20 protein-coding genes and 1 tRNA gene are annotated in these 23779 nt (G+C 54.6%); 8 read left to right on the top strand and 13 right to left on the bottom strand.

Annotated features, from left to right (window positions below; all coding sequences use genetic code 11):
• Window positions 1-32: 32 nt before the first annotated feature.
• The gene (locus BARVI_RS05685; protein ID WP_025278312.1) at window positions 33-2075 is read right to left on the bottom strand and encodes a hypothetical protein; all 2043 of its coding nucleotides are present in this window, start codon (window positions 2073-2075) and stop codon (window positions 33-35) included.
• A 126-nt stretch (window positions 2076-2201) separates the two neighbouring features.
• Here BARVI_RS05685 and BARVI_RS05680 point away from each other — a divergent pair, with 126 nt between their 5' ends.
• Together BARVI_RS05680 and BARVI_RS05675 are read left to right on the top strand one after the other, a co-directional pair.
• The gene (locus tag BARVI_RS05680; protein WP_084547004.1) at window positions 2202-3686 is read left to right on the top strand and encodes an Eco57I restriction-modification methylase domain-containing protein; all 1485 of its coding nucleotides are present in this window, start codon (window positions 2202-2204) and stop codon (window positions 3684-3686) included.
• Window positions 3625-4356: a hypothetical protein gene (locus BARVI_RS05675; protein WP_038534285.1), complete on the top strand. Its 732-nt coding sequence runs from the start codon at window positions 3625-3627 to the stop codon at window positions 4354-4356. Before BARVI_RS05680 ends, BARVI_RS05675 begins: the two co-directional genes overlap by 62 nt.
• A gap of 23 nt (window positions 4357-4379) precedes the next feature.
• Here BARVI_RS05675 and BARVI_RS05670 read toward each other — a convergent pair whose 3' ends face one another.
• The 8 genes from BARVI_RS05670 to porQ all read right to left on the bottom strand — a co-directional run bounded on the left by BARVI_RS05670 (window position 4380) and on the right by porQ (window position 14491).
• Entirely contained in the window at window positions 4380-6488 is a 2109-nt protein-coding gene (locus BARVI_RS05670) for an HD family phosphohydrolase (protein ID WP_025278309.1), read from the bottom strand.
• Between the two features lie 12 nt (window positions 6489-6500).
• On the bottom strand, window positions 6501-8741 hold the full coding sequence (locus BARVI_RS05665; RefSeq protein ID WP_025278308.1) for a RelA/SpoT family protein: 2241 nt from the start codon (window positions 8739-8741) through the stop codon (window positions 6501-6503).
• A 170-nt stretch (window positions 8742-8911) separates the two neighbouring features.
• Entirely contained in the window at window positions 8912-9796 is an 885-nt protein-coding gene (locus BARVI_RS05660; RefSeq protein ID WP_025278307.1) for a radical SAM mobile pair protein B, read from the bottom strand.
• Entirely contained in the window at window positions 9793-10461 is a 669-nt protein-coding gene (locus BARVI_RS05655) for a radical SAM mobile pair protein A (protein WP_025278306.1), read from the bottom strand. Before BARVI_RS05655 ends, BARVI_RS05660 begins: the two co-directional genes overlap by 4 nt.
• Before the next feature lie 222 nt (window positions 10462-10683).
• Window positions 10684-11664: a 6-phosphofructokinase gene (gene pfkA / locus BARVI_RS05650; protein ID WP_025278305.1), complete on the bottom strand. Its 981-nt coding sequence runs from the start codon at window positions 11662-11664 to the stop codon at window positions 10684-10686.
• 152 nt (window positions 11665-11816) lie between these two features.
• On the bottom strand, window positions 11817-12710 hold the full coding sequence (locus BARVI_RS05645) for a 4-hydroxy-3-methylbut-2-enyl diphosphate reductase (protein WP_025278304.1): 894 nt from the start codon (window positions 12708-12710) through the stop codon (window positions 11817-11819).
• A 41-nt stretch (window positions 12711-12751) separates the two neighbouring features.
• Complete coding sequence (gene cmk / locus BARVI_RS05640) at window positions 12752-13453, bottom strand: (d)CMP kinase (RefSeq protein WP_025278303.1); 702 nt, start codon at window positions 13451-13453, stop codon at window positions 12752-12754.
• A gap of 9 nt (window positions 13454-13462) precedes the next feature.
• A complete protein-coding gene (gene porQ / locus BARVI_RS05635; protein ID WP_025278302.1) occupies window positions 13463-14491 on the bottom strand; it encodes a type IX secretion system protein PorQ in 1029 nt (342 codons plus the stop codon).
• A 433-nt stretch (window positions 14492-14924) separates the two neighbouring features.
• Here porQ and BARVI_RS05625 point away from each other — a divergent pair, with 433 nt between their 5' ends.
• From BARVI_RS05625 to BARVI_RS05615, 3 genes are read left to right on the top strand one after another with little or no spacing between them, the layout of a single operon-like run.
• On the top strand, window positions 14925-15899 hold the full coding sequence (locus BARVI_RS05625; protein ID WP_025278300.1) for a polyprenyl synthetase family protein: 975 nt from the start codon (window positions 14925-14927) through the stop codon (window positions 15897-15899).
• A 24-nt stretch (window positions 15900-15923) separates the two neighbouring features.
• Window positions 15924-16628, top strand: a complete 705-nt coding sequence (locus BARVI_RS05620) for a hypothetical protein (protein WP_025278299.1) — start codon at window positions 15924-15926, stop codon at window positions 16626-16628.
• Window positions 16621-17388, top strand: a complete 768-nt coding sequence (locus BARVI_RS05615; protein ID WP_025278298.1) for a TatD family hydrolase — start codon at window positions 16621-16623, stop codon at window positions 17386-17388. The genes BARVI_RS05620 and BARVI_RS05615 overlap by 8 nt, the downstream gene beginning before the upstream one ends.
• Window positions 17389-18021: 633 nt before the next feature.
• Here the strand turns inward: BARVI_RS05615 and BARVI_RS12925 are convergent.
• A complete protein-coding gene (locus BARVI_RS12925) occupies window positions 18022-18906 on the bottom strand; it encodes an AraC family transcriptional regulator (RefSeq protein ID WP_025278297.1) in 885 nt (294 codons plus the stop codon).
• A gap of 163 nt (window positions 18907-19069) precedes the next feature.
• On the opposite strand from BARVI_RS12925, the gene BARVI_RS13485 reads away from it, so the two are divergent.
• The 3 genes from BARVI_RS13485 (at window position 19070) to BARVI_RS05600 (ending at window position 20566) form a co-directional block, all read left to right on the top strand.
• Window positions 19070-19225: a hypothetical protein gene (locus BARVI_RS13485; protein WP_198015997.1), complete on the top strand. Its 156-nt coding sequence runs from the start codon at window positions 19070-19072 to the stop codon at window positions 19223-19225.
• Window positions 19222-20331 (top strand): hypothetical protein, encoded by a 1110-nt coding sequence (locus BARVI_RS05605; protein ID WP_025278296.1) that lies wholly within the window; start codon window positions 19222-19224, stop codon window positions 20329-20331. Before BARVI_RS13485 ends, BARVI_RS05605 begins: the two co-directional genes overlap by 4 nt.
• Before the next feature lie 147 nt (window positions 20332-20478).
• A tRNA-Ser gene (locus BARVI_RS05600) sits at window positions 20479-20566 on the top strand.
• Between the two features lie 373 nt (window positions 20567-20939).
• Here the strand turns inward: BARVI_RS05600 and uraH are convergent.
• The 3 genes from uraH to BARVI_RS05585 form a co-directional block, all read right to left on the bottom strand.
• The gene (gene uraH, locus BARVI_RS05595; protein WP_025278295.1) at window positions 20940-21356 is read right to left on the bottom strand and encodes a hydroxyisourate hydrolase; all 417 of its coding nucleotides are present in this window, start codon (window positions 21354-21356) and stop codon (window positions 20940-20942) included.
• Window positions 21357-21478: 122 nt separating this feature from the next.
• Complete coding sequence (locus BARVI_RS05590; protein ID WP_025278294.1) at window positions 21479-22315, bottom strand: alpha/beta hydrolase; 837 nt, start codon at window positions 22313-22315, stop codon at window positions 21479-21481.
• 30 nt (window positions 22316-22345) lie between these two features.
• A complete protein-coding gene (locus tag BARVI_RS05585) occupies window positions 22346-23674 on the bottom strand; it encodes a DUF3843 family protein (protein WP_025278293.1) in 1329 nt (442 codons plus the stop codon).
• Window positions 23675-23779 lie beyond the last annotated feature (105 nt).

Raw genomic sequence — 23779 nt, 5'->3', positions numbered from 1 at the left:
AATTGCCCGATTTTATCTTTTATCCAGCCCGGCTATATCGACGACTCGTTGACGATGGGCTCGCCGCCCCGGTGGCCGGGCTTGATGAACGAGGGGAGGTCGCGGCTGCAAATGTAGTTGCCTATGCAGCGGGTGATGAGAATATCGTCGTGGTGCCCCTCCATGGCTCCGTAGCTGCCGTTGGGTTTGCGCTCGAACACGTCGTGCTCGTAGCAGGCCCGGGCGTCGTGCTCGATGTAGGCCCCTTCGCGCAGGGCCGATCGTTGGGCATCGATGACCAGCACCTTGGTGGCCCGGTTCATGTGGAATCCCCAGCGGGAGGAGGGGCGTTGCCCGATGCTGTCGGGGGGTGCCGGCCGGGCGTAGAGGTTGTCGTAGTAGCGTGAGAGGGTGTCGAGCAGGTAGGCCGAGTGTTCGCTGTCGTCGTGCTCGGTTTCGAGGGTATTGCTCTCGATGACCAGCAGGGCGTTCTGGTAGTAGGCGGCCATTTGGGCGGCCTTCCAGGCGAGCAGGTCGTGGTCGATGTGTCCCCGCCATTGGGCCACGACCTCGGCGGGCCCCCCTTCGAGCATCCAGTAGCGGTCGAAGATGGCGATGACCGAGTAGTCGGCCATGTCGGAGCGGCCGCCGATGTCGACTACCGCCAGATAGCGGTCGCGAATGTCGTGGTGTTCGGCTGGATATTCCCACACTTGCAGGGGGCCACCTGGCTTGGCCTCCAACTCGATGCCTTCGAGAGCCTCGCGGCCGGTGAGCTCCTTGCCGTGAATGTCGCCCTCGAACCGGGGCGCGCAGCAGCCGTGGCGCAACCGCTCGACCAGCGTGGGGTCGAACACCCGTTCGCCCGAGTAGCAGAAGGCCTCGATGTCGTCGCTGGGATACTCGGCCATCATGTCGGTGTGGCGCGAATACTCCTTCCGCTTCTGGCGGTACCAGGCGATGGCTTCGAGGGTAGCCCCCCGGTCCCAGAGCATGCGTTCGTAGTCGGTGAGAGTGGCGATGAGCGAGTCGTAGTCGTTGACGGGAATGGCATACATCTCGATTTCAAACCAGGGGACGAAGGCAAACAGCTTGTCGCTTTCGTGCCGCTTGGCCCGCTCGCACTCCTGGTGAAAGTAGGAGCCGGTGCCGTTGGCCGTGCTCTCCATCACCACCATCGAGTAGGGGAGCAGCATGATCGACCCGCACACCGACCGTACCAGTTGCTCGGGCGACTTCATGCGGCTGTTGCGCCAGAAGGCTACCTCGGAGAGGTGGGCCATGGCGGCATCGATGCCCCGCACCGACTCCTGACTCTCGGCCGAGCCGATGGTGACCCGGCAGTCGCGCCCGACGATGACCGAGGTGTTGGCCATGCGCTCGAAGGGGCGGAATTTGGGCTTGCCCTCGTCGAGCAGCCAGTCGGGATAGTTGGCCAGCAGTTTGCTGTACATGCCCTTGATGTTGGCCGCCGCCTCCTTGATGTGGGCGCATATCACGCTGTTCCAGTTGCGCCGGTGCACCAGCTGTATCCAGGCCATGTAAATCTGTATGAGGGTGGAGCCGCCCCATTGGCGGGCTTTGAGCAAGATGAGGCGAATGGGGCGGTCGGTGGTGCGCATGGATTCGAGCATACCCAGTATGCGGCGTTGTGGCCGGTTGAGCCGGAAGGGTATGTCGTCGGCCCCCAGCTTGTTCTTGATGCGCACGAAACTGTATGCCCAGAACTCAAAGTCGTATCGAATGCGCACCCGTATCCACTCCCGCCACAGCGACAGGAGGGGTGAGATGTCGCCCTCGTCGTCGCTCTCTCCGTTGGGTAGCAGTGTGTGCCCTTCGCCGGGCGTGTCGACCCCTTGCTGCCGCAGATAGCCCGCGAGGCTGCCCGCCTGTGCGAGCTGTTGGACCAGCGGCTCGTCAAACATGGCCGCCGGGATATATTGCAGGGGCAGCGGAGCGTCGCCGATCCGTATCGGTCGGCGGTCGCCCGTGTCGCTCCCCTCGCCCGTCTCGGGCGAATAGAATCGTTTCAGTTGTTCGTTTCGCAGTCGGTTGGCTTCAATCGTTATCGTTTCGTCGTGTTGTACAATCCCCATGACTCTTCCAATTTTCTGCAAAGAAAACAGGTGTTTGCCCCAGCTTTATGGCAGGGTAATAAAAGGTAGATTTTTGGGATAAAGAAGCCTTTAAAGGAAAAGAAAATATACTATCTTTGTCTTATCATGGGAAGTAGACAAATAAAACATAACGGTCAAGTTTTTACTCCTGGTTATTTAGTCATAAGCATATTAGATTATTGTGGCTATGTGGAATCTCCTTACATATTAAGGAAACATATCATTGATAATAGCTGTGGAGATGGCGCGTTTTTGTGTGAAATTGTTCTGCGTTATTGTCGAACTTTTCTAAAATACAGTAATGAAACTCAGTTACTGAAAAAAGAATTGCAAGAGTATATCCATGGAATAGAAATTGATTCGGAGATTTACGGTAAGTGTATCGAAAATTTAAATCATATATCTTCTCAGTTTGGGATTACCGATGTTGCTTGGGATATTGTTAGAGGTAATGCCTTAAAAGAGAGAAAGTATGATGGTAAGATGGACTTCGTAGTGGGAAATCCTCCTTATGTGAGGGTTCATAATTTGGAGTCTGATTACATTGACGTGAAGAGATTTACGTTTGCGAGTGGGGGAATGACCGATTTGTTCCTGGTATTTTTTGAATTGGGTTTTCGCATGTTGGCTGCTGGGGGAACTTTATGTTATATTACACCGAGTTCTTGGTTGAATAGTTTGGCGGGAGAAAATATGCGAAATGAAATTATTTATAATAAGTATTTGACTGGAGTTGTGGATTTAGGACATTTCCAACCATTCAAAGCTACTACTTATACCATGATTTCCCGCTTTGAGAAAAGAGAAAATAATAATCGGATTGAATATGATGTATATGATTCACAAAAGAATCATATCTGTTGTATTGACTTCTTATCATACGATGAGATTAATATCCGGAATAAATTCTATTTCTCTAATAGAAAAGAGTTGGATTTGTTGAAGCGTATTAGATACTCAAATGTAAAACAGTATATTCGAGTAAAGAATGGTTTTGCTACATTGTATGATGAAATATTTATAGGAAATATTCCTTTTGACAAGTATACTATACCTGTTGTAAAAGCATCAACAGGAAAATGGTCTCGTGCTTTTTTCCCATACGATAAAGAAGGAAATCCTTTATCCTATGAACAGATATCATCAGACAAGAATGTGTGTGCGTATTTGGACAACAATGCAGAAAAGTTATTGAAAGGGAGAAAAAAGGAGGAGACACCAGGTTGGTTCCTATATGGTAGAGCTCAGGCCTTGAAAGATGTTTGCAAAGAAAAGTACGCGATAAATACTTGCATTAAAGATATTAATAGTATAAAATTGACCGAAGTACCCCCGGGAAGCGGGGTATACAGCGGCTTATATATTCTCCCGAATGAACACATTTCATATACTCAACTGGAGAAAATAATACGGAATGAAGAGTTTATTCGCTATATATCACTTCTTAAAAATTATAAGAACGGGGGATATTATACCTTTAATTCAAAGGATATAGAACTGTATATAAATTATAAAATAAATTTAGACTATGCAAGAAGAGATAATAACATTCCCTCTCGACAACTCGACCTTTTTAAGAGTATTGTCTAATTCATTTAGAGAGTTCCTGGAATCGGGAACATCTAGGAGTACGGCCAAACTTAAACCTCTGCACGGGGCTATTGCACAAGATTTAGCTGAGAGATTGGGTTCAGATTATGTCGTTTTTTCTCAAGGATATAAAGAAGGAAAAGAAGTAAAAATAAAAGGTCGTTATATCGATAAAGCAGTGGATATAACAGTAAAAAAAGGGAATATTGCCGTTGCCGGTTTATCGGTTAAGTTTGTGATGCAGAATTATTCTCAAAACTCGAATAATTATTTTGAAAATATGTTGGGGGAAACGGCTAATATACGAAGCGGTAATTGCCCTTATTTCCAGATTTTTATTATTCTAGATAAGCTCCCGTATTATAAACGTTCGGGAGAACTTCATAAATGGGAATCTTTTACGGAACATAATGCGGAAAAGTATGTAATTCTTTCGAGGGATAATTCGGAAATCTATTTTCATACACCCAATAAAACCTTGATCTATATTGTGCATATTCCTGAAAATGATGATTTAAGGAATAGTGAACAATATATGGATTATTATAAATCATTGAATCCATCTCTGTCGTTGACAGAACATGATTATAATCATTTTGGGAATGGTGTTATACTAAATGATTATGAGAGCTTTATAGATAAAGTCTATCATACAATCATGGCTTTGTAATATAATTCCACTTAATCTAATATTTAAATACCAGTCGTTTGTGCCGGTGTCTCGGGCGCTTTCTCCTCGCGGGGCTTCTCGCTCTTGTTGAGTTCGGGATAGCTGATGCGGGTGTGGTAGATGGTTTTGAGCTTCTCGATAAAGGTGGCCTTGATGGTCTCGACATCGCGGAAGCTGAGGGGGGTGTCGCGCAGCAGGCCGTCGGCAATTTGTGAGTCGATGATGCGGTTGACGAGTTGCGAGATGCTCTCGTTGGTGTACTCTTTGAGGCTGCGCGAGGCGGCTTCGACGGCATCGGCCATCATGAGAATACCGGTCTCCTTGGTGAAGGGGTTGGGGCCGGGATAGGTGAATTTCGACTCGTCGACGGGGCGGTCAGGGTATTTGTTGCGATAGGAGTTGTAGAAGAACTTGGCCTTTCCCTTGCCGTGGTGGGTGGCGATGAAGTCTTTGATGGCTTGGGGCAGGCGGTGTTTATCGGCCATTTTCAATCCGTCGTTGACGTGCGAGATGACAATCTGGGCACTCTGCTCGAACGAGAGGGGGGTGTGTGGGTTGAATCCCGACTGGTTTTCGGTGAAGAAGGCGGGATTTTTCAGCTTGCCGATGTCGTGGTAGAGGGCGCCGGTACGTACCAGTTGGGCTTTGGCTCCAATCTTGTTGGCTGCTTCGGCGGCGAGGTTGGAGATTTGCAGCGAATGCTGGAAGGTGCCGGGACACTCCTCGGAGAGCTGGCGCAGTATGGGGTTGTTCACATCGGAGAGTTCGACCAGCGTGACGGTGGAGATGAATCCGAAGCTCTTCTCGAAGATGTAGATGAGCAGGTAGGCAAAGAGCAGGAACACGCAGTTGATGCCGAAGTAGATGAACATGTTGTAGTTGAGTTTCGACAAGTCGCCCTCGGAGAGCAGCGTATACCCTATGTAGGCGAAGCAGTAGGCGAAGAAGACGAGTACGGCGCAGCGCATGAGTTGCGACCGGCGGGAGAGGTCGCTGAGGCTGTCGATGGCGGTCATGCCCACGATGAGTTGCAGGAAGATGAATTCGAGCGCAAAGGGGGCGGTGAAGGCACAGATGAGTACGGTGATGAGGTGTACGTAGAGGGCCGTGCGCGAATCGAAGAAGGTGACGACTATGATGGGTATGATGGCAAAGGGCACGAGGTAGATGCCTTGTACGCGTACTTCGGAGAAGAAAAAGGCGATGAGCGAGAGTCCCACGATGAGCATCATGATGAAGCCGAGGGTGCGCATTTCGTTGAAGGTCTGCGGACGGAAGAGGGCCAGGAACAGGTAGAAGAAGGCAAAGAGGCAGGTGAAGACGATAATCTGCCCGATGACGGTGTAGCCCCGGTGGTCGTTGACGGTACTCTTTTTGAGCGAGACGGATTCGAGCGATTTGAGTATGCGGTAGGTTTGCGGGGTGACGATTTCGCCCCGGTCGACGATGCGTTCGCCGGCTTGCACGATGCCGTCGGAGAGGGCAATGCGTTGCAGCAGGTTGTCTTTGAGGCGGTCGGTGGTGATGCTGTCGAAGGTGACGTTGGTGTTGAGATAGTCGTTGAGGTTGCAGTTTTGCAGCACGTGGTGGGTGTAGGCGTCGGGGAAGCGGTTGATGATGTTTTCATAGGCTTCGCGGGGCGATTGCAGGTCGGCCACGGGCATTTCGCGGGCCACGTTGTTCTCGACGATGCGTATCTCCTTGAACTTGCCCGTTTGCAGACGGGTATAGTCGTCGGACGAGACGATTCCTTTGCGGTAGGTGTCGCGCAGAGCCTCGACCAGATTTTTGCGCAACGAGGGGGATATGGACAGGTTGGGGTGGCTGCCGAGCGATTTTTCGAAGTCGGTTGTGGATTTGGTCCCCACCGTGTTGTTGAATGAGAATACCGGCTGGAAGCCCAGCATGATGCTGTCTTTCTCTTGTTGAATGACGGCTTCGTCCTTGTAGATGGGGAAGTCGAAAGGTGCGGTGAGCAGTCCGTATTTCCACGGTTTACCCTCCTGGAAGGTGTAGCGGAATTTTCCTTCGCCGGGGAAGAAATAGGTAACCAGGGCCACCGCGGCTATGAAAAAGAGAAATTGCAGGACTCGTTTGCTGGACAGGATTTTCTGTATGCGGGTTTGATCCATGACTTTATGGGGTTATTCTTTGCAGCGTGCCGCTTTCTGCACGCCTTTTATTTTTCGTAATTTGTTACAGAGCGATTCGACCACCTGGGTGTCGTGCACCATGATGTTGACCGTGCCGTCGAATACGCCTTCGTTGGCCTGTATGGTGAGGCCGCGCATGTCGAGCATCAGTTCGTTGGAGATGACCCGGGTAATCTCGTTGAGAATGCCCATGCGGTCGATACCCTGTATCTCGATTTTGGCGGGGAAGGAGAGCGACTTGCTCGCCTCCCACTGGGTCGAGACCAGTCGGGGCCCGAAGCTCGATTTCAGGCGCATGGCCACGGGGCATTCGCGCTTGTGCACGACAACGGTTTCGTCGTCCTCGACATAGCCCAGCACGTCGTCGCCGGGTATGGGGCAGCAGCAGTCGGCCACCTTGTAGTTCTTCACACCGTTTACATCGCGCAAGATGTAGGTCTGCTTGCGGTCGATGGTGGGGTGTTGGGGCTGTTGGGTCTTGGCCGGCTCGTTCTTGCTGTTGTTGCCGAACGAGAGTTTGAGATATCGCATGAAGGGATTGACACTTTTCCCTTTAATGATTTTCTTGATGTTTTCGTTGGGGGTAATCTCTTCGTTTCCGATTTTGAAGAAGAGGTCCTCCCGGTTTTGCAGACCCAGGGCGCTCACAATCTTGGTTACCAGCTCATTGCTGTAGTCGAGATGGTTGTTTGCGAGGTACTCCTTGAACTGGGTTTCGCCCTTGGCGATGATTTTGCGCCGGTCTTTGCGCAGGGCGGTCATGAGTCGGCTGCGGGCCTTGGCAGTGGTGACGAGGTTGAGCCACTCCTCCTTGGGCGTCTGCGACTTGGAGGTGAGGATTTCTACCTGGTCGCCGCTTTGCAGTTTCTGGCTCAGGGGTACCAACCGATGGTTCACCTTGGCTGCGATGCAGTGGAATCCCAGGTCGGAGTGCAGGGTGAAGGCCAGGTCGAGGGCGGTGGCATCTTTGGGCAGGGTGATGAGTTCGCCCTTGGGGGTGAAGACGAAAATCTCGGTGCTGAACAGGTTGAGCTTGATGGTATCGAGAAAGTCGATGGCATTGGGCTCGGGGTGTTCGAGAATGTCCTTGATGGTTTTTAACCAGATGTCGAGTTCCGATTCTTCGTCGGAGTTGCCCACCTTGTATTTCCAGTGGGCGGCAAAACCGCGCTCGGCGATTTCGTCCATCTTTTCGCTCCGTATCTGCACCTCGATCCAGTTGCCGTCGGGGCCCATGACGGTGAGGTGCAGGGCTTTGTAGCCGTTGGCCTTGGGGCGGCTCACCCAGTCGCGGGTACGCTCGGGGTGTAGCTTGTAGATGTCGGTGATGACCGAGTAGATGGTCCAGCACTCTTTCTTCTCGTCGGCTTCGTTGGGGCATTTGAAGATGATGCGCACGGCGTAGAGGTCGTACACCTCCTCAAAGGGTATGTGCTTGGCTTCCATTTTGTTCCAGATGGAGTAGATGGATTTGACGCGGGCCTTCATCTCGAAATCGAAGCCCAACTCTTTAAGTTTGGCCACAATGGGCTTGGCAAAGTTGTTGTAGATTTGCTGGCGCGATTCTTCGGTCTCGGCAATCTTCTGTTTGATTTGGTTGTAGGCGTCGGGGTGTTCGTATTTGAAGGCGAGGTCTTCGAGTTCGGTCTTGATGGCAAAGAGTCCCAGCCGGTGAGCCAGGGGGGCGTAGATGTAGAGTGTCTCGCCCGCAATCTTGTACTGCTTGCTGGGGAGCATGGAGCCGAGGGTGCGCATGTTGTGCAGGCGGTCGGCCATCTTGATGAGAATGACCCGGATATCCTCCGACATGGTGAGCAGCAGCCGCCGGAAGTTCTCGGCCTGGGCCGAGGCCTGGTCGCCGAAGATACCGCCCGAAATTTTGGTCAGTCCGTCGACAATCGAGGCTATCTTCTTGCCGAAGTGGTTTTCGATGTCCTCGACGGTGTACTCGGTGTCCTCGACTACATCGTGGAGCAGCGCGGCGCATATCGAGGTGGAGCCCAGCCCTATCTCCTGACTCACGATGCGGGCCACGGCGATGGGGTGGAGTATGTAGGGTTCGCCCGAACGACGGCGTATGCCCTTGTGGGCCTCTTTGGCAAATTTGAATGCACGCTCGATGATCTCTACTTTCTTGCGGTGGTTTGAGTTGAGATACCCGTTGAGCAGTTCCTGAAATTTGTCTTCGATGAGTTGCTCTTCGTTGGTGTATGCTTGGTCCGACGGTTCCATAACTTTGAAATCTAAGATAGACAAAGATAACGTAAGTCGATTTTAAATGCAAATAAAATCTGCATTTTGCCGAGCGGTTCGCGGGCTATTCTGTCGTCGCATGTCGCAAATCCCTTTGCCAAAAGGTATGTGTACCTCGGTCAAAGGGATATGGGGAGGAGAAAGTTTCTCTATTTGTTTTTGTCGAGCCGTATCTTCTCGTGGTAGAAGTAGTTGACGACGACGGGCCTCCCTGGTTGCGAGCGCCCGTAGGGAAGGTCGTTGATGCGATAGGGGTATCCCTTCTGGCTGACGTATTGCGAGATGTCGGCTTCGAGACCTTTCCAGTAGTCGAGGCGTTTGTGGTTGTAAATCTCTTCGTACAGCGGGAGCAGTGCGGGATATTTCTCGCCGATGTAGCGCATGATGCGCCCCTTGAACTGACCGCGCAGGTTGAGGTTTTCGAGCCAGATGAGGTCGGCGAACTCTTTTACCTGCTCGATGATGGCCTTTACATCGGTGATGCCGGGGAAGATGGGTGAGATGAAGCAGACGGTGCGTATGCCGGCGGCATAGGTCTGCCGCATGGCTTCGATACGCCGGGCGATGCTTGCGGCATGGTCCATGTCGGCCCGGAATGACTCGTCGAGTGTGTTGATTGACCACGAGACCGTTGCTTTGGGGAATTGTTTGATTAGGTCGAGGTCGCGCAAGACCAGGTCGGACTTGGTGCAGATCATGACCTCGGCATCGCAGCCTTGCAGCTCTTCGAGAATGCGGCGGGTGCGTTTGAAGGTGGCCTCCTGCGGGTTGTAGCCGTCGGTGACCGACCCGATGACGATGCGGCTGCCGTTGTATTTTTGAGGGTTCTTGATGGGTTCCCAGTTCTTGACATCGAGGAAGGTACCCCAGGGTTCGGGGTGGTTGGTAAATCGTTTCATGAACGAGGCGTAGCAATACTGGCAGGCGTGAGTGCAGCCTACGTAGGGGTTGACCGAATAGCCGCCGACCGGGAGGGTCGACCGGGTCATGATGCTGCGCACGTCGATTTCTTGAATGGCAGGTTCTGTATTCATACGGTTGGGAATATAAAGGGTTGGGGTAATTCTTGTATCATCTGTTCTTCGCCCATGATGGGGGCGAGTTCTTCTTTCATGAATACGGGTATGTTGCGGGCTTGGGCTTGTTGGGTAATGCGGGTTACCCACTGGGGGTGAGCGGTGACCTTGCCTCTGCGTCGACCGGTCTCGGTACCGATGACCACCCAGTCGATACCCTCTAAATCGAGGCTACCGAGGTCGTCGAACAAGGGTTCGAAGGTGACGAAGTAGTGGCAGGCGCTGATGAGCCGGCGCAATTTGTCCAACCGTTGTTTTTCGGCTTCGCAGGTGACGGTGACTCCAATCCATACGTTGTCGAGGGTGGTGTGGAAGTCTATACGCTCGGGGTGTTTCGTGAGGAAGAGGCAGGTGTGCTGCGGGTTGCAGGCGATGTGGGCGAATACCTCGGCAATCCATTCGGGGCGCCAGTCGGAGAAATCGCTCATGCCGGTGAGCAGGAGGGTGTGCGGACGAGGGGTTTCGAGTCGTCGCAACTTGCGGGGCATGTACTCGGGGGTGGAAAAATCGGGGGTCATGTGGTAGCGTCGGCAGTTGTTGCGGGCATAGCAGTAACTGCACCCGATGGTACACCCGACGACAATATTGAGATTCTGGATAAACGATTTGATACACTGGCTCATGATGTGTCGATTTACAGGGAACTGCTGTCGATGGCAAAGGTCGGTAATATGGCGCGAAGTATTTGTGCCATAATTCGATAAAGTCATACCATTTTGATAAGCTGAATTGGCCTCCCTCTGAAAATGAAGAGACCCGCCGGAGATTTTTCCGGCGGGACTCATATCGGTGGATTCGAGAGGACTGTCCCGATGGGGGTACAACTCTTCTCTCTGTTCTCCTTCTTAAATCGAGAGTTTGCGCAGGGTGTTGAGCAACTCGCGGTCGATGGGCTTGTCGTTCTTGATGGCCTTGTTGAAGGGGACGTATTCGATTTCGTTGTTGCGGATACCAATCATGACGTTGCGTTGGTCTTCAAGCAGGGCGTCGATGGCGGCAGCTCCCATGCGGCTGGCCAGGATACGGTCGTGGGCCGTGGGTGAACCGCCGCGCTGGATATGGCCCAGAATGGTTACCCGCACGTCGTACTGCGGATACTCTTTCTGTACGCGTTCGGCCAGGTGCATGGCTCCACCGGTGATGGGGCTTTCGGCCACGAGTACGATACTACTGTTCTTCGATTTGCGGAATCCGTTTTTGATCAGTTCTTCGAGCTGGTCGACCTCGGTCGAAATCTCGGGAATAATGGCGGCCTCGGCTCCGGTGGCAATGGCACCGTTGAGGGCGAGGAATCCGGCATCGCGGCCCATGACTTCGATGAAGAAGAGGCGCTCGTGCGAGGTGGCCGTGTCGCGAATCTTGTCGACGGCCTCCATGATGGTGTTAAGCGCGGTGTCGTAGCCAATGGTGGTATCGGTGCCGTAGAGGTCGTTGTCGATGGTACCGGGCAGACCTACAATGGGGTAGTTATACTCGGTTGCGAAGATGCGGGCACCGGTGAGGGTACCGTCACCACCGATCACGACAAGAGCGTCGATATTCTCTTTGACCAGCGTGTCGTAGGCAATCTTACGGCCTTCGGCTGTTTTGAATTCCTGGCAGCGGGCGGTCTTCAAGATGGTACCGCCTTGCTGTATGATGTTACTTACGTTTTGTGTTTTGAACGGTGCTATCTCGCCGGTGATGAGCCCTTTGTAGCCCCGATAAATCCCTTTTACCTCAAATCCGTTGTAGATGGCTGCACGGGTTACCGCGCGAATGGCCGCATTCATTCCGGGAGCATCGCCTCCGGAAGTCAAAATACCTATACATTTAATTTGCGACATACCTGTAATGTTTAGTTCTTGGCAAAGATAAAGATAAAAATCGAATAACCGATGCCGAGCAGGAAATGTTAGTCGTAAATAAATATTTTTGTAACAAACGGTATTTTTTTACGTTTTTTTTGACCGTGCGGTGCAGCCCTGTGTGCTATCGGTTATTCGCCGGCCGAGGAACCGGGATTCTCTTTTTCGAGCAGTTGGGCTACATATTTCTGCACTTCGGTCATGAGCCAGCGGGGGGTCGAGGTGGCTCCGCAGATGCCGATGCTCTCTTTCCCTTCGAGCCAGGCGGGGTCGATTTCGGAGACGTCGGAGACCAGGTGCGACTGGGGGTTGACTTGCTGGCATTCACCGAAGAGCACGCGCCCGTTGGAGCTCTTCTTGCCGCAGACGAAGAGGACGAGGTCATGCCGTCGGGCAAACTCGCGAATGTTGGGAATGCGGTTGGCGACCTGCCGGCAGATGGTGTCGAACGACTCGAAACGGCCGTCGGGTTTCAGCTGCTTGATTTCGTCGACGATATGGCGGAAGCCTTCGACCGACTTGGTGGTCTGTGAGTAGAGGAGCAGCTTTTTGCGGAGGTCGATTTTGTCGAGGTCGTGACTGTTTTCGATTACCACGGCTTGCCCGCGGGTCTGGCCCACAAGTCCGTTCACCTCGGCGTGGCCGGTCTTGCCGTAGATGACAATCTGGGCCTCTTCGGGGGGATTGGAGTCGTAGGCGGCTTTGATTTTGCGTTGCAGTTGCAGCACGACGGGGCAGGTGGCGTCGATAATCTCGATGTGGTTCTCGGCGGCGATGCGGTAGGTTTCGGGCGGTTCGCCGTGAGCCCGCAGCAGCACCTTCACGTTGTGCAGCTGTTTGAGTTGCTCGTGGTCGATGGTGATGAGACCTTTGGCTTTGAGCCGTTCCACCTCGTTGCTGTTGTGGACGATGTCGCCCAGACAGTAGAGGTGGCCGGTGCGGTCGAGCTCCTCCTCGGCCTTGCGTATGGCAGTGACTACCCCGAAGCAGAAGCCCGAGTGTTCGTCGATTTCGATACGTGCCATCTGTTTTCTCTCCTTTCTCCTTTTTTCTTTGTTACTCGGGGTTATTGCTGACGGGCGATGGCCTCGTTGTATCGGGCCAGCAGCCAGGCGTCCTGCTCGTCGATAGTCATGTGCGAGTTGTCGAGCAGAATGGCGTCGTCGGCCCGGCGCAAGGGGCTCTCCTTCCGGGTCTGGTCTATGTGGTCGCGCTTGTTGATGTTGGCTACCACTTCGTCGAAATCGACCGCTACACCCTTGTCTTTCAGTTCGTCGACCCGACGTTGGGCGCGGGTCTCGGCCGATGCCGTGACAAAGATTTTCAGCTCGGCGCGGGGGAATACGGTGGTACCGATGTCGCGTCCGTCCATGACGATACCCTTGCGTTCGCCCATCTTCTGCTGGGCGGCCACCATGGCGGTGCGCACGAAGGGTATGGCGCTCACGGGGCTCACCTTGTCCGATACCCGCATGGAGCGAATCTCCTGCTCCACGTCCCGGTTGTTGAGGAAGGTGTGGGTCTTGCCCGTGGCGGGGTCGGGACGGAAGTCGATGTGAATGTCGTCCATGTGCGAGCGCAGCGCCTCAGTGTCGACGGTGTCGCCGTCGATGAGGTTGTGGTCGAGACAGTAGAGGGTGACGGCGCGGTACATGGCTCCGCTGTCGATATAGATGTAGCCGATGCGGCGGGCCAGGGCCTTGGCCATGGTGCTTTTGCCGCAGGACGAGAAACCGTCGATGGCGATGGTAATGCGAGGTTTATCCATAGGGTTTGGTTATTTTTTGAATTCAAAAAGATTGATGGCAAGGTTGACCATGAGGGTGGTGGCTCCCGTGTGTTGCTGGGCGAGGGCTACGCCCAGGCCGAACATGCGCACCTTGATGCCGCCGCCGATGCTGAATCCCGAGAGGAAATTTCGGCTGGCCGTCTTCATGTCGGTGCGGGTTTTGTAGTTATATCCCAACCCGAAGTAGAGCCTGTCGGTGGGCAGGTACTCCACACCGAAGATGAGGTGGCGGAAGAGGTTGTCGACAAAACCGCTCTTCTCGATAACGGCGTCGCCACTGGTGTAGGCATTGTTCTCAATGGTGGGGTAGGGCAGCTTCCACCGGGTGAGGTGGCGGGCGGTGACCGATACCCGTATGGGGGCGTGTTGGAGACTTTGGGTGTAGCCTATCTGCAAGTCGAAAGGCATACGCTCGAAGGTCTCGTTGTAGCGCTTGATCTGACCACCCAGATTGCGGGCCACGAGCGAGAGCGACAGGTCGTTGTCGGCGTTGTAGTAGTTGAGACCCAAGTCGACGGCGAGGGCCCACGAGGTGTATTGCTCGTAGGAGGAGTAGATGACCTTGGCGTTGATGCCGCCCCGCAGGAAGGAGTTGAAATCATGTGAATAGATGCCGTTGAACACAATGTCTTTGGGCGAAAACTCACCGGTGATGACACCCGTTTCGTCGGCACTCTTCATCTTGCCATAGCCGTAGTACTGGATACCGGCCGCCCAGGCACCCCGTTCGCCGGCGGCCTTGGCAAAGGTAGCTCCGGCCAGATTGATGCCGCCCACGTATTTCATGTAGTTGAGCCCCAGTTGCAGGTCCGACTCGGGACCCAGCAGAGCCGGGTTCTGGTTAATCAGGTTGACGTCCTCGTCGATTACCGATATGTTGGTACCCCCCAGTGCATAGGCGTGGGTCGAGGTGGGAATGTTGAGAAAGTCGAACGAACTTGTCCCTTCTTGTCCCTTCCCGACCAGGCAGGTGGCGAGAGCCAGCAGTATTGATATGTATCGAAGCGAGTATCTCATAATTCGTTTTCGAGGGTCAAAGATAGTGAAAGGCGAGGGCTGTGGCAAACGAAAACAGAGTTTTCGAGTTTGACAGAGCCGAGCCGCCTCCTTTCTTCTGGAAAGATAGTGAAAGGCGAGGGCTGTGGCAAACGAAAACAGAGTTTTCGAGTTTGACAGAGCCGAGCCGCCTACTCTCTTCTGAAAAGATAGCAAAGGCGATGCAGCGACAAATAGGGAACCCTTGTTCCCCGATTGGGCTGTACCGGGCCCTCTGCCCAGTGGGATAAACCTCTTTCAATGTTTTAATAACGGGAAAAAGAGAAATAAAGTATATCATCGGTCCGGTTTGTGACTAAACTTATTTACGCTTCTGTTTGTTCGACTCGGCGGAAATAACTAAATTTGACTCCGTTCTATTCTATGTAACACATCAAAAAACGAAAATCTGATTATGGAAGGTTTGCAAAAATATTTCGACACGATAGAGACCGCACTTTCAAAAATAGAGTATGCTCCGTCGCCCGACGGGTTGTATGCGCCTGTGCGCTACGAACTTTCGTTGGGAGGCAAACGGGTGCGCCCGTTGCTGACCCTGCTCGCCTGCGAGTTGTTTGGCGGTGATGCCGACAGGGCTATCGACGCAGCCGTGGGGCTGGAAGTGTTTCATAACTTTACCCTCCTGCACGACGACGTGATGGACAAGGCCGATGTGCGTCGGGGCAAGCCTACCGTGCACAAGGTGTGGGACGAGAATACGGCCATTCTCTCGGGCGATGCGATGGAGATTATCGCCTTCCGCTACGTAGCCCGCACACCGGCTCCGCACACGGCGGCGGTCGTCGACTGGTTCCTGAAAACGGCCCTCGAAATCTGCGAAGGGCAGCAGTTCGATATGGAGTTTGAGAGCCGCGACGATGTGACCGAGGCCGAATACATCGAGATGATACGCCTCAAAACGGCCGTGCTGCTGGGCGGTGCCTTGAAGATTGGTGCCATCATAGGTGGTGCCGGTGCCGACGATGCCGACCGCATCTACCGTTTCGGCGAGTCGCTGGGGCTGGCTTTCCAGTTGCAGGACGACTGGCTCGATGTCTATGGCGACCCGGCCCGTTTCGGCAAGAAGATAGGCGGCGATATTCTCAACAACAAGAAGACCTATATGCTCATCAACGCCCAGCTGCGTGCCCGGGGTACCGATGCCGGGGAGCTGTCGCACTGGTTGTCGGCGACCGACTATGACCCGGCCGAGAAGATTGCAGCCGTGACGGCACTCTACAACCGGTTGGGTGTGGGCGAATTGTGCCTGCAACAGGTCGACCTGTACAGCCGTCGGGCCATCGAGGCCTTGCAACAGATCTCCGTGCCCGAGGAGGCGAAACAGCCGTTGTACGACCTGGCCCGCCGACTGATTAAACGTGACCATTGATTTTCCCGATAAAAACCTCACGCCATGCCCTACCGCCGATTGCCCAATACCGACAACGCCCGCATTACCGCCCTCGAAAAGGGGGTGGCTATGGAGCATGCTTGTGACGTAGAGCATCAGGCCGCTTCGTACAAGACGCTGAACGAGGCCCGTGCCCTGTTGCGACGGTTCAAGAGTGCGGTGGAGCAGTTCCAGTATTGCTACACGGCTCAGGCCGAGGCCAACCGGCAGTATCAGAATCACCTGAAAATGGCGCGTCTCTACATCTCGCACTTTATCCAGGTGCTCAACCTGGCGGTGGTGCGCAACGAGGTGCGCAAGGAGCACAAGCCGTTCTACGGACTCGACCCCGACGATTTTACCGTGCCCGACCTCACGAGCGAGAAGCATATCCTTGTGTGGGGCGAGCGGCTCATCGAAGGGGAGCGTGAGCGGCTTTCGCACGGAGGTGCCCCCATCTACAACCCCACGATTGCCAAGGTGAAGGTGCATTACGATATTTTCAAAGATGCCTATTACGAGCAGCAGAACTACAAGCTCAACACGACGCGCTCGCAGTCGGGGCTCGATGCGTTGCGTGAGGAGGCCGACCGCATTATTCTTGACCTGTGGAACCAAGTGGAGGCTTTCTATGCTGCTCTTCCACCGGCTGCCCGGCTGGCTCGTTGCCGGGACTACGGCATCGTCTACTATTACCGAAGCGGCGAAAAACGACCCGAAAATGATTGATACGCATACCCATATTTATCTCGAAGAGTTTGACGATGACCGCGACGAGGTGGTGCGTCATGCCCGCGAGGCGGGCGTGGAGCGGGTGATTCTGCCCAATGTCGACCTCACCACGGTGACCTCCATGCAGGCCACCCACAACCTTTACCCCGGCTATTGCCGCATGGCCATGGGGCTGCACCCTACCTCGGTCGAAGCCGATTACCGCGAACAGCTCGACCGTACGCGTGCGCTGCTGCTCGCCGGCGACTATTGCGCCGTGGGCGAGATAGGGCTCGACCTCTACTGGGACAAGAGTTTCGCCCGGGAGCAGGAGGAGGCTTTTGCCGTGCAGACGGGTTGGGCCGTCGAGCTCGACCTGCCCGTGATTATCCACTGCCGCGAGGCCTTTGCCGAGATGGTGTCGCTGTTGCAGTCGGGACGGGTGCCGTCGTTCCGCGGGGTATTCCACAGCTTCACCGGCACGGCCGACGAGGTGCGCACCCTGCGCACGTTGGGCGATTATTACTTCGGGATAAACGGCATCGTCACCTTCAAGAACGCCCACCTCGAAGAGATGGTGCGCGAGGTGGGTATCGACCGCCTTCTGCTCGAGACCGATGCCCCCTACCTGGCCCCCGTGCCCTACCGGGGCAAGCGCAACGAACCGTCGTATCTGCCCCGCATGGCCCAGCGCATAGCCGATATTCTGGGAGTGACGGTTGCCGAGGTCGAGGCGGCTACTACGGCCAATGCTTTCCGCCTGTTCGGGGAGTGGTGACGGGCTGTGTCATACCGCACTAGATGCGGTATCCAGGAAATACTCGGGTGTAATGCCGGGAGATGTTCATTCTTCTCAGCAGCGAGAAGAACGAACCAAGAAACGCCGCCGCTGTTATCGGGCTCTGTCGCTCGGCGGCTGGCACCGCCCTCGGGGGCTGCGGAACTCGCTGCGCTCAGACAATCCTCGCCCTCATGCCTCGGTCGGCTGGCCTCCTCCCGGCCCGATAAAGGCGGAGGGGGAACGCTGCGACGCATCGTTCCAGTCATTCCGCGCAACGACGCGGAATCCAGAAATACCGTCTGTCATTCCAGGCTTGACCTGGATTCCAGGAAATATTCGGGCGTGAATACCTCAAAATCCTTCCTCTCCTTCTGGACCCCGCATCGCCGTGCGGGGTGACGGGAAGAGTCATACCGCGCTCCGACGCGGTGGTTCTGTCATTCCGCACCGTGATGCGGAATCCAGAAATACTCGGGCAGTGATTTCACATCTGGGTCGTTTTCTTGCTCGTACCTCTTTTTAGAACGCACGGGTTGTACGTTCCTATGTTTTCCACAAGCGGCTCACAACTGGACCTCGCATCGTTGTGCGGGGTGACAAGACGCTTCATCGAGTGCGGAGTGGGGGAGATTACAAGTGGCTGTGTTGCTGGCGATAGGCGCGGGGCGACAGGCCGATGACCCGTTTGAAAAATTTGCCGAATACCGATTGTGAGGGGAAGTGCAGGCGGTCGGCAATCTGCTGGATAGTCAAGTCGGTCGAGAGGAGCAGGGCCTTGCACTCGGTGATGACGTAGGTTTCGATGCAGGCGAGGGCCGTTTGGCCGGTCTGCTGCTTGACAATGACCGACAGGTATTTGGGTGTGATGCAGAGCTGCGAGGCATAGAAGGCGACTTCGCGCTCCTGCCGGTAGTGGCGCCGGAGCAGGGTCTTGAATTGCTGGAACAGGTTTTCCTGCTTGGTGGCAGGGGGTACCTCGCTGATGTGGTGCAGCTGGTAGGAGTAGCTGTAAAACATGGCAAGGGAGAGGTGCCGGACGGCTTCGAGTTTGAAGGTGTTGAAGGGCGATTGTAACAGTGCTTCGAGCATGGCGAGATAGCGGGTAAAGGCCTGGCTGTCGCAGGTGAGGTCGATAACGGGTTGGCGTACGATGGATTGATGCAGCGCCCCGAAACTGCCGTACTCCTTGAAGAGACTGGCCGAGAAGGCTTCGGACATGATGATGGTGCAGGGCTTGGCGTCGTCGCTGAGCGCAATCAGCTGGAATATCTGCCCGGGTGAGACGGTGAAGAGGCAGGGGGCCTGGGCCTTGTACTCCACCCAGTCGGCCATGAAGGTGCAGTGCCCGGTGGCGAGAAAGACCGAGAGGGTCATGTCGAGCCGGAAGGGCTGGTCGACGAGGTCGGTTTCACGCGGTTTTTTCACGATGAGGAAATCGTTACCCACGCGGCAGTCGTCGGGGGTTTGGGCGTCGATTCGCTCTTTCCATTGCAGGTAGGGTATGGGCTCTCGCATGGTTTTCACTCTCTTTTTGTAAGGCAAATATATACCAAAATATTTTATTATTTTGGTCTATTTGGTGATAAATAGGAAAAATATACCAATTCTTTGCCTCTCTGTGCCAATAAGTGGCCGATGGGGTATCTACCTTTGCCGTAGAATTTAATCCATAAACGATATGGGAACGTACAAATTGAAAACGGGCAAAGTCGAAACCGTAGTAGTCGATGCCTACAAGCGGCTCGAAAGAGGCGTAGTGAGTGTGTATGAACGGATAGAGAAGAGATTTGTCGAGCGGTTTCTCGAACCGGTCGAGAAGGAGGAGCGGCCATGAAGATAGCGAATCCACAGGTGACTTTTGCCGACGAGGCTCGTGCCGGAGTCGATGAAGCGGTGCGCAGCGGTTTCCTCGATTGGCTCCATCAGTTTTCGCTGACGGGCGACGACGGCGAACTCTATTCGGTGGGCGGGGCCATTCTCTCGATGAGTCTCGAAAAGCTCGATGTAGTTACGTTGACGGTGGCCCGGGGCGAAGGGCAGTCCCGCCAGTTGCCCGAGTCGGTTTACAAGGTGACCGAATATCCCGGCATGCTGTATGAACGCATGTGGCGTCAGCCTGCCGGCAGCCTCTCGATCGAGCGGGGCGACGACTGTGTGCGGGTGAGCTGCGGACCCCAGTACCGGGTGGAGTGTTTTGCCGACCACTCGTGGCACTTCCTGCTCGACTCGCTCGACGGTGCCTATCGGGCCGATTTGTGGCATCGCCCCTCGGGCTGTCCCCTCTGGTATGGGCGGGAGACCCCGTCGTATCTCACCCAGCACAGCATCACCTACGGGTATAACTGGTCGGGGGTAGTGACGGGCGAGATTGTGCTGAACGGCCGGTCGATACGGGTCTCGGGCATGGGTATCCGCGAGCGGTATGTGGCTGTCGATTCGTGTGCGGCCGAGATTGGTGGCTGGGAAGACTGGGGGTGGGTCTCGTTCAACGAGATGCATGCCTCGATGTATGACATGCGACTGGGCATGAAAGATTTTGCCCTGTATGATTTGGCTACGCAACGCTATTATCCCGAAGGCAAGTTGACCATAACCCACGAGGATTGGGCTTTCCTGCGGGAGTTGGACGGGTTTATCCCCACGACCTATCGCATCGCTATCGAGGTGGCCGACGGCCGTTACGAGGCGGAGGCTCACGTGTGCAACGCGACGACCTGGGGCGCCACGCACCGGGTGCCCGACAACCCGGTGGCCACGTTGACCTACGGCCGGGTGACGGGAACCTTTACCCAACGCGACGGTACGGTGCGGGTGTTGACGGGCGGACGCGGCACGATGTCGATACGCCAGTGGCATGCCTATCCGCATATCCTCCCGCGCGAACTCTATACCGACGAGCCAAAGGAGGTCGTGTGTGAAAACAAATTCGACACCCTGTAAGTGCCGACGGCCGGGTTGTTTTCGGGGCTTTTGTCGTGCATTTGCCCGGGGAGAGCGAATCGCATGGCGATACTATTTTTGCAAAAACTTTCGTTGAACCCGAAAAATGTATTATATTTGCCACCGTTTTTACGGGAACAACCCGATGGAGTGATGCTCGAGTGGTTGAAGAGGCACGCCTGGAAAGCGTGTATACGTCAAAAGCGTATCGGGGGTTCGAATCCCCCTTACTCCGCTCCGAAGCCGTTGCAACGCAGTTGCAGCGGCTTTTGTTTTTCCTGGATTTATTTGGATTAGGCTCCCCTTTTTCTTCACCCCCTGCTTCCTTCTGTTCTTCGCTTTTTCCCCTGAGTTTTTGTTGGGACAGGGGCGGGGGGAAATAAAAAAGGCTGTCTCACGACAGCCAATCTGTAAACCTTAAATCTAATACTATGAAAAAACATGGTACAAATATAAGGCGGGGAGTTCTGTTTTCCAAACGGTGAAATCTAAAATCAAATAGTATTTAACGTAATCGAATTAAAAAACCGATGTTTTATTAACAATTTAACATCGGTTTGAAATTTATAAGAGGCTTGTAAATAACTTTTTGCCGAATTTCACTCGAATCAGTTGCCCCGGTAGGTCGAGTAGCCATAGGGCGAGAGGGTGATGGGCACGTGGTAGTGGCTGTCGTCTTTAATCTCGAAGACTACCTCGATAAAGGGGTAGAACGAATTCTGGGCCTGTGCCTTGAAATAGGGACCTACGAGGTAGGTGAGTTTGTAGATACCCCGGTTGTCGGTGTCGGGGCTCTTCGCGAGAAACTCCTTCACCCGTCCGTTGGCATCGGTAGCCCTCTCGTCGATGGTCTGCCACGACCGGTTGTCGTCCAGCCGGGAGAGGGTAATCTTGACACCGGTGGCCGGTTGGCCGGTTTTGATGTCGAGAATGTGGCTGGATAGTTGGTAGACGGTTTCCTGGGCAATCGATGCGGTTGCCATCAGCAGAGTCAGCAGGGCTGTAAGAATCAGATTTTTGCTCATAATCTTAATCGGTTTAGGGGTTAAACTTATGGGTAATCTTGTTACTCTGGGTGTTACGGCTCGTTGGCTTTTGCTTTTGCGGGGCAGAGGGGACTCTATCCTCCTCCCCCCCTCCTCGCGAGTTATCGAGTAGCCTCTTCCTTTGCGGCCGGTTGGGTGAAGAACTTGTGGAAGAACAGCAGCTGGTAGTCGATGGAGTTGTTCCAGTAGAAGCGGTTGTGGGCTCCCGGGCGCTCGATGTAGTCGTGCTTGATGTGGTGGTCGATGAGCGATTGGTGGAAATTGCGGTTGACTTCGAGGAAGAAGTCGTCGAGGCCGCAGTCGATGATGAGGGCCAGGTCGCCGTCGTTGAGCGAAGGAACCAGGTTGATGACGGTGTGGCTCTCCCAGTTCTCGGGGTGGGCGGCCTGTTCGCCCAGTTGCTCTTTCATGTTCCAGTTGTTGGGGAAGGGACGGATGTCGACCCCGCCGCTGGTGCTGCCGGCTGCTCCGAAGACGTCGCGGTGGCGAATGGCGTTCCACATGGCTCCATGTCCACCCATGCTAAGCCCGGTAATGGCGCGGGCGCGGCGGTCGGCCACGGTGCGGTAGTGGGAGTCGATGTAGTGAATGAGTTCGTCGGAGATGTAGGTCTCGAATTGCATGTCCTTGTGGAGCGGACTGTCCCAGTACCAGCTCCTCTTTCCGTCGGGACACACGACGATAAAGCCGTATTGCGAGGCGATTTGGGGCAGTTCGGGTTTGATGTTGATCCAGCAGGTATGGTTGTCACCGTGTCCGTGGAGCAGATAGACCACCGGGTAGCGGGTGTCGCCCTCGGCATAACCTTGGGGCAGAATCACGATGTTTTTGATGTCGTGTCCCATCTGGCTGTGTATGGTAATGGTGTCGATCTGTTGGGCATAGAGGCCAACTAAGCCGAGCAAAAGGAGAAAGGGTAGCAGCAATAAGCGTTTCATGATGAATGGGATTGAGGTTGAAAAATAGGGTTATCGTTTGACATATTCGGTGACGAAGCGGAGGTTGTCGAGCAGCAGGTTGTTCGGGTCGTCGTAGAAGCAGAGTCCCTTGATTTGTCCGGCCTGTACCTGGGCGATGAAGAAATCTTCGCCAATCTCGTCGCTCAACAGAGCCTGCCAGGCGGTATCCGATTCGTCGAGGGGTTGCCCCTCTTCGCCCTCGGTGGTGGCGAGAATGTCGGTGAGGATAATCTGTTGTTCGTCGTCGGGCAGATCCTCTTCCGGCTCGAAGAGGTTGTACTCGTCGTCATCGCCGGTGATTTGGCCGATGAGGTCTTCGCTATCCTCGTAGCTGCTTATCTGTCCCGAGAGCCACCACTGGCCGTTCCACTCCACAAAGCCGGTGCGCAGAATGAGCGAAGGGTCCTTCATGTTGCGGGGCAGTCCCACGAGCGAACGGTTGGTCACTTCGAGTACCCGGTCGCTGGCGATGTGGCGGAAGCGGGTCACCTGGTCGTCACCCCCTTCGTAGCGGTAGTAGCCGGTGTATTTGTGTCCCATGCTCATGAGCGAGGCGTAGAGGGGCGACTCCTCGCCCAATACCTCGGCCAGCCAGCGGGGCGGGGTGAGCCGCATGAACTCGGTGACCTGGTTGAAGCCGAAGTCGTTGCAGAGTTGGTTGACCATGTCGGGAACCTGATCCTCCATGCCGGCCTCCTTGGCCTCGTCGGCCAGCGACTCGGCCTGGTCTTCGAGCAGGAACCCGTTGTTGGAGAAGAGGTAGGACTGGGTGCAGAGCCACAGGAAGCGCGAGTGAAGGGCGTAGAGATTGTGCTGTTCCTTCTCGTCGAGCTGGAAATAGTGGAGCAGTTTCTCGTTCTCGGGAGCCGTTTCGTATTCGGCTTCAAACAGCGCCATGACATCGGCGGCTATGGCGGCAAAGGTGTCGAGCGCAGGCGAGTAGGCCACGTCGAGGTTGTTGAGTTGCATGTGGTAGTGCCAGATGAGGAACTGCACCTCCTCGATGTTGATTTCGCCGGGGGTGTAGTCGCTGTCGAGCGTGTAGAAGGGCAGCGGTTTGCCGAAGCGGCGGCGATAGACCCGGGTGAAGGCCTGGAAGATACCCGTTTGCGAGATGATGTCCTCGAAGTAGGCGGTGAGGATACAGGCCAGCTCCTTCTGTTCGCTGTCGTCGATCTTGCGATAGTCGTCATCAGCAAGAGCCTCTTCGATGGGGCGAATGGCGGCCAGCACCTTGTTGGCCAACGTGATGTAGTAGAGATCGGTAGGCGCCGACCCGGTATAGGGGTGCAGGGTTTTCCAGTCTCCGCTGTATATGCGCTGTTTGTCGTTGTTCATAACAGATAAAAATTAGGTACGATTGCAAATGTAAGTATAAATCGGAAAAGAAGGTTTTGTGTGGCCCCTTTTTTGTGAGGCTTTGTGCGATTTGTCCTATCTTTG

It is taken from the genome of Barnesiella viscericola DSM 18177, from assembly GCF_000512915.1.
GTDB lineage: Bacteria > Bacteroidota > Bacteroidia > Bacteroidales > Barnesiellaceae > Barnesiella > Barnesiella viscericola.
This window is presented reverse-complemented; position numbering and strand designations above follow the sequence as displayed.